The organism is Shinella lacus, assembly GCF_010994755.1.
Lineage (GTDB): Bacteria > Pseudomonadota > Alphaproteobacteria > Rhizobiales > Rhizobiaceae > Shinella > Shinella lacus.
The window spans coordinates 125238-138618 of the sequence record NZ_WHSB02000017.1 but is presented as its reverse complement, the minus strand read 5'-3'; the positions used below and the strand labels follow the sequence as shown (position 1 = coordinate 138618).

Genomic DNA, 13381 nt, shown 5'->3' with positions numbered 1-13381 from the left:
CGCGGCGACCAGGTCGTCACCGCGTGGTGGTTTCCCACCACGGCCTTTTCGATTCTTGCGCCCTGGTCAGGCGCGTTTGAGAACCTTGATGAGCACGAGCAGGATCACCGCGCCGATCGTGGCGTTGATGATCGCGGCGAGAATGCCGCCGCCGATGGAGAAGCCGAGCCGGGGAAACAGGAAACCGGCGATGAAGGCGCCGACGATGCCGACGACGATATTGCCGATGAGGCCATAGCCGAAGCCCGAGACGATCAGGCCCGCAAGCCAGCCCGCAATGGCGCCGATGAGGAGGAAAATAAGAATGCTTTCAATGCCCATGGAATGCTCCCTTTGACAGCATCATTCTGTCACTGCTCAATCTGGCAGCCGTTTTCCGGAAAGCAAGGGGCTTTGAAAACTTCTCTTCAGCCGCTCAGACGATGCCGCCGCCCCCGCTCGCGACCGCCGGCCGCTCGCGGGTGACCTTCGCCCGGTAACCCGCCGCCCGATAGGTCGCGACCGGATCGATCGCGCCACCGGAATCCAGCCGCGCCATGGCGAGGATCGGCTCGACATCTGTGCGGAAACCGGCCTTCAGCGTCTCGGACGCCATCAGCGCATCATTGCCGTCCTGATAGCCGAGGAGCGCCGCACGGTCGACGATCAGCCCCTGCGCATAGGCGCGGCAGACCTCCATGGCGCTGCGCATCAGGCTTTCGATCGGGTCCGTCACATTGTGGCTCTGGTCGAGCATATGCGCCGGCGCAAAGCCCTCGGCCTTTCGCACTTCCGCATCCACCAGTTCGTTGAACACGAGGAAGAGCCGATAGGGATCGATCGAGCCCGTATCGAGGTCGTCGTCGCCATATTTCGAATCGTTGAAATGGAAGCCGCCGAGTTTCCTGAACTGGATGAGCCGGGCGACGATCATCTCGATATTGACGTTCGGCGCATGATGGCCAAGGTCGACGAGGCAATAGGCCTTGGGGCCGAGCTCCTGGGCGATCAGGTAGTTGCTGCCCCAGTCCTGCACCACCGTCGAATAGAAGGCCGGCTCGTACATCTTGTGCTCGGTAAAGAGCCGCCAATCCTCCGGCAGCTCCTTGTAAATGGCCTTCATCGCATCGAGATAGCGCTCGAAGCTTTTCGTGAAATTCGCCTGCCCTGGAAAGTTCGTGCCGTCGCCGATCCACACCGTCAGCGCCTTCGAGCCGAGCGCGTTGCCGATGGCGATGCATTCCAGATTGTGCTCGACGGCCTGCTGGCGCGTCGCGGCATTGGCATGCGAGAGCGAGCCGAACTTGTAGGAATGCTCCTGCTGCGGCGCATCGGAAAAGGTGTTGGAGTTCATCGCGTCGAAGCCGAGGCCGAGTGCGTCGCCCCGTTCCTTCAATTCCTTGAGGTCCGCCACCTTGTCCCACGGAATGTGCAGGGAGACCGTAGGCGTTGCGCGGGTCAGTTCCTGGATGACCGCACAATCCTCCAGCTTGTCGAAGATGTTGCGCGGCTCGCCCTCGCCGGGAAAGCGCGCAAAACGCGTGCCGCCGGTCCCGACGCCCCAGGAGGGCACCGCCACCGCATAGGCCGCGACCTTCCGCTTCACCGCATCGATATCGACGCCACGGCGGGCAAGCTGCGCGCCGAGATGCTGATAGTCGCTCTTTAAATCGGCAAGACGCCTGTCGTTCTCGCGCGAAACCACGTCCTGGGAAATCATCGTCATCGCTCGATCTCCTCAGCGCGTGAAGGACTGGGCATTGCCCGCGTCGACATTGACGATATTGCCGGTCGACTTCGCTGACATGTCGGAAGCGAGGAAATAGATCGCCTCGGCGATATCCTCCGGATAGACCGACATTTTCAGCATGGAGCGCTCGCGATAATGCGCCTCCAGGTCATCCGTCTTATAGGTCGCCGCGCGCTGTTCCTTCCACTCGCCGGTCCAGATCTTCGAGCCGCGCAACACCGCATCCGGGTTCACCACGTTGACGCGGATCTGCTCGGAGGCGCCTTCCAGCGCGAGGCAGCGGGCGAGGTGGATTTCGGCGGCCTTCGCCGTGCAATAGGCCGAGGCGCCGGGGGAGGCGGCAAGGCCGTTCTTAGAGGCGACGAACACCACGTTTCCGCCCGCCTTCTGCCGGCGGAAGATGCGGAAGGCTTCACGCGAGACGAGGAAATAACCGGTGGCGAGGATGCTGATATTCTTGTTCCACAGCTCCAGCGTCGTCTCCTCAATGACGGCGGAGGAGGCGAGGCCGGCATTGGAGACGAGAATGTCGAGGCCGCCGAATTCGACCAGCGTGTCGGCAAAGCTCTTCGCCACCAGCGCCTCGTCCGTCACGTTCATCGCGACCGAACGCACGACATCCTTGCCGTAGCGGCTGGCAAGCTCGCTTTGCGCGGCGGCAAGCGCCGTCTCGTCGATATCGGCCAGCACCACGCAGGCGCCTTCCGCCATCAGCCGGTTGGCCGTCGCCTTGCCGATACCGCCGGCGCCGCCGGTAACAAGCGCGATGCGGCCGGCAAGGCTCTTCGGTTTCGGCATGCGCTGGAGCTTCGCCTCTTCCAGCAGCCAATATTCGATATCGAAGGCTTCCTGCTCCGGCAGGCCGACATACTCCGATACGCCCGAAGCGCCGCGCATGACATTGATGGCGTTGACATAGAATTCACCGGAAATCCGCGCCGTCGCCTTGTCCTTGGCAAAGGTGATCATGCCGACACCCGGCACCAGATAGACCACGGCATTCGGATCGCGCATGGCCGGGCTGTTGTACCGCTTGCAGCGTTCATAATAGGCGGCGTAATCCGCGCGATAGGCGGTAACGGCATCCGCGAGGCCGGCAAGCGTCTTGTCGACATCCGGATCGGCCGGATCGAAATGGACGACCAGCGGGCGGATCTTCGTGCGCAGGAAATGGTCGGGGCAGCTGGTGCCGAGTGCGGCCAGCGGTGCAAGGTTCTTCGACGTCACGAAGTCGAGCACGGCCTCGCCATCGTCGAAATGGCCGATCTTCTTCTCGTCCTCGCTGATCATGCCGCGGATGACCGGCATCAACTTTTCCGCCACCGCGCGGCGCTCGGCCGCGGCAAGCACCGGCTTCACCGCGCCGCCGAAGGCCGGCCCCGTGTTGTTTTCTTCGAACCAGCCGATCGCCTTGTTGATGATCTCGATGGTGACCTCGTAGCATTCCTTCGCCGTATCGCCCCAGGTAAAGAGGCCATGGCTTTCCAGCACGAGGCCGCGTGCCTTCGGGTTTTCCAGGCAGAACTTTTCGAGCCACAGGCCCAGTTCGAAGCCCGGCCGCTTCCAGGGCAGCCAGCCGATATCGTCGCCGAAAATCTGCTGCGTCAGCTCCCTGCTGTTTTTCGCGGCGGCAATGGCGATGATCGCGTCCGGATGCATGTGGTCGACATGTTTCTTCGGCACATAGGCATGCAGCGGCGTGTCGATCGAGGCGGCGCGCGGGTTGAGGTTGAAGGTGCAGTGGGGGAGGTAGCCCACCATCTCGTCCTCATGCTCCAGGCCGCGATAGAGCCCCTTCAGCGCATTCAGCTTGTCCATGTAAAGCGTGGCAAAGCCGTCCATCTTGATCGTGCCGACATCGCCGCCCGAGCCCTTGACCCAGAGAACCTCCACCCCGCCCGCGCCGAGCGGATCCTTCTCGATGACCTTCGCCGAGGTGTTGCCGCCGCCGTAATTGGTGATGCGCTTGTCGGAACCGAGCAGGTTGGAGCGATAGAGCAGCCGCTCGGGCTCGCTCATCGTCGACGCCTTTGCGTCATCCCACAGGGTTGCAAGGCGTGCGCCCTGGTTCTTCTCCAGCATCGGCATTTCCTCCCGGTGTTTCGTATGCGCAAGGCTATCGCCGCGCTTGAAGGCATGCTTTCAAATCTCATGGAACCTTCGCGGATGTCAATCATAAACGATCAAAAACAGTCATATTGCGCTGCACAATGAAAAAATATGATTGATCGTGATTGACATTGCGCGTTCCTGATGGAAGCATTGCCAGCACTGGAGGAACCATGCACGAGAAGGAAAGACATCGGATCATTCTGTCCGCGGTTCAGGAAAAGCCGGTCGTCACCGTGCCCGAACTGGTGGACCTGACCGACAGTTCCGAGGCGACGATCCGCCGCGACATCGCAGCCCTTCACGTGCAGAAGAAGCTGCGCCGGGTGCGCGGCGGCGCCGAGGCGTTGCATCCGCCGCAATTCGTCGGCCTCGCCGGCCGGCCCTTCACGGTGAACGAGACGCTGAACACCCGCCAGAAGCAGGCGATCGCCAAGGAGGCGGTCGGGCTCTGCGAGGATGGCGACCCGATCATCATCAACGGCGGAACGACGACGTTCCAGATGGTGCATTTCCTGACCAACCGCCGCATGCAGGTCTTCACCAACTCGTTCAACATCGCTGAACACCTGCTGAAGCATTCGAAGAACACCATCATGCTCTCCGGCGGCACGATCTACCGTGAGCAGAACATCGTGCTCAGCCCCTTCGACAATGACGTGACGCGCAATTTCTATGCGCGCCGCATGTTCATGGGCGCGCAGGGTCTCGGGCCGCTCGGCCTGATGGAAGCCGATCCGCTGCTCATCCAGGCGGAACAGAAGCTCATCGACCAGGCGGACGAACTCATCGTGCTGGTCGATTCCACCAAATTCAAGAAGCGCTCCAGCCTCATTCTCTGCGGGCTGAAGCGCATCGCAACCGTCATCACGGATTCGGGCATCGAGGACAGGGATGCCGCGATGCTGGAGGAGGCCGGCGTCAACCTGATCGTCGCAAACGTTCAGACCGACGCCAAAACGCAGAATGCACCCTCGTCGGCATGACGCCGGCGGGTTGATTTTCACTGGGAGGAAACAGTCGTGAAAATTCTGAAGACATTGCTTGTGACCGCGGCCGTCTCGGTCGCGATGATGGCCACCGCGCAGGCGGAAACCAAGAAGATCGCCCTCGTCGTCAAGGCGCTCGGCATCGGCTTCTTCGAAGCGGCCAACAAGGGCGCGCAGGAAGCCGCCAAGGAACTCGGCGATGTCGAGGTCATCTATACCGGCCCGACGACGACGACCGCCGAAGGCCAGATCGAGGTGATCAACTCGCTGATCGCCCAGAAGGTCGACGCTATTGCCGTTTCGGCGAACGATACGAATGCGCTCGTACCGGCCCTCAAGAAGGCCATGGACCGCGGCATCAAGGTCATTTCCTGGGATTCCGGCGTCGCACCCGAAGGTCGCTCGATGCACCTGAACCCGTCGTCGAACCCGCTGATCGGCAACATGATCATCAAGCTCGCCGCCGACAACCTGCCGGAGGGCGGTGACGTCGCGGTGCTGTCGGCAACCGCCACCTCGACAAACCAGAACGTCTGGATCGAGGAAATGACCAAGGTGCTGCCCAACTACAAGGGCATCAACGTGGTCGCCACCGTCTATGGCGATGACCTTGCCGACAAGTCGTATCGCGAGACGCAGGGCTTGATTCAGTCGCATCCGAACCTGAAGGCGATCATCGCGCCGACCTCCGTCGGCATCGTCGCCGCCGCCCAGGCCGTCACCGACGCCGGCAAGATCGGCCAGATCAACGTCACGGGCCTCGGACTTCCCTCCGAAATGGCCGGCCATGTGAAGTCGGGCGCCTCCAAGTCCTTCGCGATCTGGAACCCGATCGACCTCGGCTATTCCGCCACCATGATCGCCTATGACCTGATCGGCGGCGCGGAAGCCAAGCCCGGCGCGGAACTGAAAATGGGCCGCATGGGCACCGTCAAGCTCGACGACAAGAACGAAGGCGCCATGGCCGACCCGTTCGTCTACGATGCCTCGAATGTCGAGGAATTCGCCAAGATCTTCTGATCCGGCGGCTGAACGGAGAGCGCCCCTCATCCGGCCTGCCGGCCACCTTCTCCCCGTGAACGGGGAGAAGGACACCGAGCCGCACCGCCTCTGTTCCCTCTCCCCGCTTGCGGGGAGAGGGCTAGGGTGAGGGGCAATTCCGCCCGCTATGCTCGCGACCGAGCACGACAACCAACCTATGGACCAAGACTTGCTGCAGGACACGACCACATCGCGGATGAAGCCCGCCGTCGCACTTGAGGGGATCTCGAAATCCTTTCCCGGTGTGCGCGCGCTCGCAGAGGTCTCCCTCGCGCTTTATCCGGGCTCGGTGACGGCGCTCGTCGGCGAGAACGGGGCCGGCAAGTCGACGCTGGTGAAAATCCTCACCGGCATCTACCAGCCCGACGAGGGCGCAATCCGCGTCGACGGCGTGGAGACCCGCTTCCCGACCGCCAATTCCGCGGCCAAAGCCGGCGTCACCGCCATCCATCAGGAGACCGTGCTGTTCGACGAACTGTCGGTCGCCGAAAACATCTTTCTGGGCCACGCGCCGCGCACCAGCCTCGGCCTCATCGACTGGAAGAGGATGAACGCCGATGCGCGCGCTTTACTATCCCGCGTCGGCGCCGATCTCGACCCGTCGATCCGGCTGCGCGACCTCGGTATCGCCAACAAGCATCTGGTCGCCATCGCCCGCGCGCTCTCCATCGACGCTCGCGTCGTCATCATGGACGAGCCGACGGCGGCGCTGTCGCACAAGGAAATCCACGAGCTTTACGAACTGGTCGACCGGCTGAAGGCGGACGGCAAGGCGATCCTCTTCATCAGCCACAAGTTCGATGAAATTTTCCGCATCGCCGACCGCTACACCGTCTTCCGCGATGGCCGCATGGTGGGCGAGGGGCTGATCGGCGAGACGACGCAGGACGATCTCGTGCGCCTCATGGTCGGCCGCGATGTCGGCCAGGTGTTTCCCAAGCAGGATGTCGCGATCGGCGAGCCGGTGCTCACCGTGTCCGGCTACCGCCACCCGACGGAATTCGAGGACATCAATTTCGAACTGCGCCGCGGCGAAATCCTCGGCTTCTACGGCCTCGTCGGCGCAGGTCGGTCGGAATTCATGCAATCGCTGATCGGTATCACCAGGCCCTCAGCCGGTGCCGTCCGGCTGGATGGCGAGATCAAGGTCATCCGCTCGCCGGCGGAAGCGATCGAAGCCGGCATCGTCTATGTGCCGGAGGAGCGCGGCCGGCAGGGCGCGATCATCGGCCTGCCGATCTTCCAGAACGTCACGCTGCCCTCGCTCTCGCGCACCTCCCGCGCCGGCTTCCTGCGCATGGCGGAGGAATTCGCCTTGGCGCGGGAATATACGGCACGCCTCGATCTGCGCGCCGCCTCGCTCGATCAGGACGTCGGCACGCTGTCGGGCGGCAACCAGCAGAAGGTGGTGATCGCCAAGTGGCTGGCGACGCGGCCGAAGGTCATCATACTCGACGAGCCGACCAAGGGCATCGACATCGGCTCGAAGGCCGCCGTGCACGCCTTCATGAGCGAGCTTGCCGCCTCGGGCCTCAGCGTCATCATGGTCTCCTCCGAAATCCCCGAGATCATGGGCATGGCCGACCGGGTCATCGTCATGCGCGAGGGCCGCATCGCCGGCCGCTTCGAACGGGCGGACCTCACCGCCGAAAAGCTCGTGCGCGCCGCCGCCGGCATTCAGGAGGCCGCATGAAGCTCTTGCTCAAGAATCGTGAAATGCTGCTGGTCGTGGCGATCGTAGCACTTGTCGCGCTGATCGCCCTCCGCTTCCCGCCCTTCGTCACGCCGGGCAATCTCGCCAATGTCTACAATGACACGTCGATCCTGATCATCCTGGCGCTCGGCCAGATGGCCGTCATCCTGACGCGCTGCATTGATCTGTCGATGGCCGCGAACCTCGCGCTGTCCGGGATGGTGGCGGCGATGATCAATGCCGCGATGCCAGGCCTGCCGATCCCGCTGGTCATCCTCATCGCCATGGCGCTTGGCGCGCTTCTCGGCTCGATCAACGGCCTGCTCGTCTGGAAGCTCGACATCCCGCCGATCGTCGTCACGCTTGGCACGCTCACCATCTATCGCGGCCTGATCTTCCTGTTGTCGGGAGGTGCCTGGATCAATGCGCACCAGATGAGCGATGCCTTCAAGGCATTGCCGCGCGCAGCCGTGCTCGGCTTCCCGCTGCTCTCCTGGCTGTCGCTCGTCATCATCGGCATCATGGTCGTGGTGATGCGCCGCACGCCGCTCGGCCGCGCCTTCTTCGCCGTCGGGGGCAATCCGCATGCGGCGGTCTATACCGGCATCGATGTCGGCCGCACGCGCTTCTTTGCCTATTGCCTGTCCGGCACGCTGGCCGGTCTTTCCGGCTATCTCTGGGTCTCGCGCTACGCCGTCGCCTATGTCGATATCGCGGCCGGCTTCGAGCTCGATATCATCGCGGCTTGCGTCATCGGCGGTATCTCGATTGCCGGTGGCATCGGCTCCGTCGGCGGTGCGCTGCTCGGCGCGCTGTTTCTTGGGGTCATCAAGAACGCACTGCCTGTCATCAACATCTCGCCCTTCGCCCAGATGGCGATTTCCGGCATGGTCATCATCATCGCCGTTGCCGTGAATGCGCGTGCCGAAAAGCGAAAAGGTCGGGTGATCCTCAGGAAAGCGGAGGCGGTGCATGGCTGAGACCCAGATGGTGGCGCGCCACATCCCCGACCGGCTGGAAGGCCGCGGCGCGCGTCTTGTGAAGAGCTGGGAGACGCTGCTGGTCGCCGTGGCGCTGGCGATCTTCCTCGTCAATTCCTTCGCTTCGCCCTATTTCCTCGATCCGTGGAACCTGTCGGACGCGACGTTCAACTTCACCGAAAAGGCGATGATCGCCTTCGCCATGGCGCTCGTCATCATCTCTGGCGAGATCGACCTCTCCGTCGCCTCGATCATCGCGCTGACCTCCACCGCAATGGGCTACGCCGTGCAGCTCGGCTTCGACACGCCGGCGCTGGTCATGGTCGGCCTTGCCACCGGCCTTCTCTGCGGTGCCTTCAACGGCCTGCTCGTCACCGGCCTCGGCCTGCCGTCGATCGTCGTCACCATCGGCACGATGAGCCTGTTTCGAGGCCTCTCCTTCGTCATCCTCGGCGACAAGGCGTTTACGGGCTATCCGGCGAGTTTTTCGTGGTTCGGACAGGGCTACGTCTGGTGGGTATTCTCCTTCGAATTCTGCCTCTTCGTGGCGCTCGCGATCATCTACGGCATCGTCCTCCACAAGACGAATTTCGGCCGCGCCGTCTACGCCATCGGCAACAACCAGACGGCTGCTCTCTTCTCCGGCGTGCGGGTAGGACGGGTGAAATTCGTGCTGTTCCTGCTGACCGGCCTGATGGCGGCGATCGCCTCGATCTGCCTGACCGCGCGCCTCGGTTCGACGCGCCCGTCCATCGCGCTCGGCTGGGAGTTGGAAGTGGTGACGATGGTCGTGCTCGGCGGCGTCAACATTCTCGGCGGCTCGGGCACCATTCCGGGCGTCGTGCTGGCGGCGCTCATCATGGGCATGGTCACCTTCGGCTTCGGCCTCCTGAACGTTCCGGGCATCGTCATGTCGATCTTCATCGGCCTGCTCTTGATCTCCGTCATCGCGCTGCCGATCCTCTACCGCCGCTTCCGGAGCCATTGAGTTATGGAGAAATACGCGTTTCGCATGCGGCTCAATCCCGGCATGGCAGCCGAATACAAGGCGCGGCACGATGCGATCTGGCCGGAACTCGCCGCCCTCATGAAGGAAGCCGGCGTGTCCGACTATTCCATCCATCTCGACGAGGAGACCAACCTGCTCTTCGGCGTGCTCTGGCGGCGCGACGATCACAGGATGGCGGACCTGCCGAGCCATCCGGTGATGCAGCGCTGGTGGGCGTTCATGGCTGACATCATGGAAACGAAGCCGGACAACGAGCCGGTCGCCGTACCACTCGTCACCGTCTTCCATATGGAATGAGCCGATGATCATCGCCGTCATCGATATCGGCAAGACGAATGCCAAGGTCGTGCTCGTCGATGGCGAAAGCTTTCGGGAGGTTGCCGCGCGCACGATACCGAACGGCGTGGTTCAGGCCGCACCCTATCCGCATTTCGACACCGAAAAACTCTGGGCGTTCATCGTCGAAAGCCTTGCTGCGCTGAACCGGGAGCACCCGATCGACGCGATTTCGGTCACCACCCACGGTGCGACAGCAGCTCTCGTCGGCGACGATGGCACGCTTGTCCTTCCCGTCCTGGACTATGAGCATGCGGGGCCGCAGGAACTCGGAGAAGAATACCGGACCGTCCGTCCGCGTTTCGAGGAAAGCGGCACGCCCGTGCTGCCTGTCGGCCTCAATGCCGGCTCGCAGATCTACTGGCAGTCGAAGCGCTTCCCCGAAAAATTCGCCAGGGCGCGCTGGATCCTCATGTATGCGCAATATTGGTCCTTCCGCCTGACAGGCGTTGCGGCGAGCGAGGTGACGTCGCTTGGCTGCCATGCCGATCTCTGGGAGCCGCGCAACGGGCGCTTTTCCAGCGTCGTGAAAAACCAGGGCTGGACGGATCTCATGCCGCCCGTCCGCAAGGCGGGCGACGTGCTCGGGCCGATCCGTCCCGAAATCGCGCAAGCGGCGCGGCTTCGGTCGGGCATCCCGGTCCATTGCGGCATTCATGACTCCAACGCCTCGCTGCTGCCCTACGTCCTGACGCGGCAGGCGCCCTATGCGGTCGTCTCGACGGGCACCTGGGTCGTGGTGATGGCGATCGGCGCGCGGCCGGTCGTGCTGGACGAGGCGCGCGATACGCTCGTCAACGTCAATGCGCTCGGCGACCCAGTACCCTCCGCCCGCTTCATGGGCGGCCGGGCGTTTTCGGTCCTCGGCGGCAAGTCCGGCGACCTGCCGCCGGAAGCCATAGCCGAGGTGCTGAAGCGTGGCGCCATGCTGCTCCCGTCGCTGCCGGAGGACTCCGGGCCGTTCCCCGGCCGCAAGGCAGCATGGACCGTTCCACGCGAGGACCTGAGCGAGGATGCGGTCCAGGCCGTGATCGCCTTCCATCTCGCTTTGATGACGGCGACCTGTCTCGATCTCATCGGCGCGGAAGGACCGGTGATCGTCGAGGGGCCGTTTGCGGCCAACCGGGCGTTCCTGATGATGCTGAAAGTGGCGACGGGACGCGCGGTGCTGGCCGGTGGCAGCGCAACGGGCACGAGCGTCGGCGCGGCCTGCCTTGCGGCGGGCAGGGCGCCGGAACCGGCGCTGGTGACGATTGCGGAAGAATTACCGCCGGGCGCAGCCGACTATGCGGCGCGCTGGCGCGCGCTCGTCGCCGATCGCTGAGGCCTGTTTCAGAACACCCGGGCCTTGGCCGGGGCGCGGCCCGCATCGATATCGAGAAGCAGGTAGATGGCGGCGAGTGTTGCAGAAGCGATCAGCGCGGCGCCCAGTCCTAGAACAATCATTGTTCGTTCCTCCTGACATCATTGTCAGTCCATGCCCAGACCCTACGCGCGCGAGCTTGCGTGTGGCTTACGCAACGTCGGTTCTGTTAATTTTAGCAATGCCATAAGCAAGCTATGAACTATTAACCTTCAGGCAAGGAATTAACCATAAACATTGCTCTACACGTCGGAATGGGAAATTCGCCATTTCTCACCCAGGCATGATGCCGAACCGCCGTACCGGATCCGAGCCGGTATTCGAGTTTCACCGAATTTGATCATGGATCGACGGGTGGCATCTCTGTGCCGCCGCGTGAGCACGGCTCGGTAGCCAACCTCTCCATGCGAGAATTCAGTCGTCCACCCGTCACGGGTGGCCGGGGCATTGTTGGTTTGGGAGCAGTTTGGTGCAGGAAATGCCGGCAGAACAGGCACGAACGGGACAGGCAGCCAGCCTGCGCGACCGTTTGCGCTTTGCCGGCGTCGAAGGCAGCCAGGGCGATACGCTCCGCCGCCACCGCCAGACGCTCGAACGGCATGTCGAAACGGCACTGCGCGATCTCTTCCAGCGCTTCCAGACCTTTCCCGATGCCGCCCGCCATTTCCAGAGCGAGCGCCAGATCGACCGCCTGCACGATCTCCAGAGCTCCCACTGGAGCGTGCTGACCGATGCGCGGTTCGATGCGCTCTATGCCGAACGGGTCAAGGTCCTTTCCGACAGCGAAAGCCAGATGGGCCTCGACCCGCGCTGGCGCATTGCCGGCCATTCGGTCGTCGTCGAAACGGTCGTCAACGGTCTCATCGAACAATATTGGCCGAAATCCATGTTCTCCGGCGCCAAGGCGCGCCGCCAGGAACTGACCGACCTCGTCTCCGCCTTCCTGCGCACCGCGATGGTCGATATGGAAATCGGCGTCTCGCTGCGCTTCAACGAATTGCGCCACGCCCATCAGCGGGCGCTCGGCGAACAGCGTCGCGAGGACCGCGCGGAGCTCGACCGCGTCTTCGGCGAAACGATCCGCTCGCTTTCCGCTCTCGATTTTTCCGCGCGTGTTTCCGGCGAGATGCCGGAGGCCTGGCGCGAGCTGGCCGAGACGCTGAACGGCGCGCTCGACGAAATCCAGTCCCGCCTCACCACCGCTGCCGATCGCGCGACGGAATCCGACCGCCTCGTCGGCACGCTCGCCTCGGGCGCTGGTGCACTGTCGGCCCGCTCCGCCGAGCAGTCGGCAAGCCTGATCGAGACGGCCAATGCCCTCGGCACCATCGTCGAGCGCGTGCGCCAGACGTTGGGCGAAACCCGCAAGGCGCAGTCGGCAGCCGCCATCACGCAGCAGTCCGTCGCCGAAAGCGGCAACATCGTCGGTGAAGCCATGTCCGCGATGGCGGATATCGAGGCATCGGCGGAAAAGATCGGCCAGATCATCGGCGTCATCGACGAGATCGCCTTCCAGACCAACCTGCTGGCGCTCAATGCCGGCATCGAGGCCGCCCGCGCCGGCGATAGTGGTCGCGGCTTTGCCGTGGTCGCGCAGGAAGTGCGGGCACTCGCCCAGCGCTCGGCGGATGCGGCGCGTGAGATCAAGCAGCTCGTGACGGGCACCAAGGCACAGGTGGAAGCCGGCGTCGAGCACGTTCACCGCACCCAGGACGCGATCGGCAACATCGTGCGCCAGGTTGCCGACATCAACGACGCCATCACCGGCATCGTGCGCGAAAGCGCCGTCGATGCCGAAGGGCTGAACGGCGTCACCGCGGATATCGGCCGTGCCGGCCGTGCGCTCGAAGCGGATGCTTCGGATGCGGGACGCGTCGGCGAAGCCGGCGGCGACCTCCACACGGTCATCCTCGAACTCGGCCGCACGATCCGTGAATTCCACGTTTCGTCGGGCCGCGACCTTCGTCGCAATCCGCGTCCCGCGCCGGCGGAAACGCGTGTCGCCGCGGAACGCAGCGACGTGCAGGCTTCACCCCTCGATTTCCTCACGGCTCGCGCCGTCGGCTTCGGAGGGTGAGATGACGGAGAGACGGCCCCGGCACTGGTTCTCGACGGCGCGCAGCCGGCTTTCG

At 63.6% G+C, this 13381-nt stretch carries 11 protein-coding genes; 8 read left to right on the top strand and 3 right to left on the bottom strand.

Annotation, left to right across the window (positions count from 1 at the left end; translation table 11 throughout):
- Window positions 1-66 precede the first annotated feature (66 nt).
- The 3 genes from GB927_RS29390 to GB927_RS29380 all read right to left on the bottom strand — a co-directional run bounded on the left by GB927_RS29390 (window position 67) and on the right by GB927_RS29380 (window position 3811).
- The gene (locus tag GB927_RS29390; RefSeq protein ID WP_256120773.1) at window positions 67-321 is read right to left on the bottom strand and encodes a GlsB/YeaQ/YmgE family stress response membrane protein; all 255 of its coding nucleotides are present in this window, start codon (window positions 319-321) and stop codon (window positions 67-69) included.
- A 94-nt stretch (window positions 322-415) separates the two neighbouring features.
- Window positions 416-1705, bottom strand: coding sequence for an L-rhamnose catabolism isomerase (gene rhaI, locus GB927_RS29385; RefSeq protein WP_256120772.1), 1290 nt, complete (start codon window positions 1703-1705; stop codon window positions 416-418).
- A 12-nt stretch (window positions 1706-1717) separates the two neighbouring features.
- Window positions 1718-3811: a bifunctional rhamnulose-1-phosphate aldolase/short-chain dehydrogenase gene (locus GB927_RS29380; RefSeq protein ID WP_256120771.1), complete on the bottom strand. Its 2094-nt coding sequence runs from the start codon at window positions 3809-3811 to the stop codon at window positions 1718-1720.
- A gap of 200 nt (window positions 3812-4011) precedes the next feature.
- Between GB927_RS29380 and GB927_RS29375 the strand changes: the two genes are divergently transcribed.
- The 8 genes from GB927_RS29375 to GB927_RS29340 all read left to right on the top strand — a co-directional run bounded on the left by GB927_RS29375 (window position 4012) and on the right by GB927_RS29340 (window position 13326).
- Entirely contained in the window at window positions 4012-4824 is an 813-nt protein-coding gene (locus GB927_RS29375) for a DeoR/GlpR family DNA-binding transcription regulator (RefSeq protein ID WP_256120770.1), read from the top strand.
- 36 nt (window positions 4825-4860) lie between these two features.
- Window positions 4861-5847, top strand: coding sequence for a rhamnose ABC transporter substrate-binding protein (gene rhaS, locus GB927_RS29370; RefSeq protein ID WP_256120769.1), 987 nt, complete (start codon window positions 4861-4863; stop codon window positions 5845-5847).
- 217 nt (window positions 5848-6064) lie between these two features.
- Window positions 6065-7561, top strand: coding sequence for a sugar ABC transporter ATP-binding protein (locus GB927_RS29365; RefSeq protein WP_256120778.1), 1497 nt, complete (start codon window positions 6065-6067; stop codon window positions 7559-7561).
- Window positions 7558-8541 carry an ABC transporter permease gene (locus GB927_RS29360; RefSeq protein WP_256120768.1) on the top strand — a complete coding sequence of 328 codons (984 nt, stop codon included), beginning with the start codon at window positions 7558-7560 and terminating at the stop codon, window positions 8539-8541. The genes GB927_RS29365 and GB927_RS29360 overlap by 4 nt, the downstream gene beginning before the upstream one ends.
- Window positions 8534-9529: an ABC transporter permease gene (locus GB927_RS29355; RefSeq protein ID WP_256120767.1), complete on the top strand. Its 996-nt coding sequence runs from the start codon at window positions 8534-8536 to the stop codon at window positions 9527-9529. Before GB927_RS29360 ends, GB927_RS29355 begins: the two co-directional genes overlap by 8 nt.
- Window positions 9530-9532: 3 nt before the next feature.
- Window positions 9533-9847, top strand: coding sequence for an L-rhamnose mutarotase (rhaM, locus tag GB927_RS29350; RefSeq protein ID WP_256120766.1), 315 nt, complete (start codon window positions 9533-9535; stop codon window positions 9845-9847).
- A gap of 4 nt (window positions 9848-9851) precedes the next feature.
- A complete protein-coding gene (locus tag GB927_RS29345) occupies window positions 9852-11210 on the top strand; it encodes an FGGY-family carbohydrate kinase (RefSeq protein ID WP_256120765.1) in 1359 nt (452 codons plus the stop codon).
- A 517-nt stretch (window positions 11211-11727) separates the two neighbouring features.
- A complete protein-coding gene (locus tag GB927_RS29340) occupies window positions 11728-13326 on the top strand; it encodes a globin-coupled sensor protein (protein ID WP_256120777.1) in 1599 nt (532 codons plus the stop codon).
- Window positions 13327-13381: the final 55 nt, after the last annotated feature.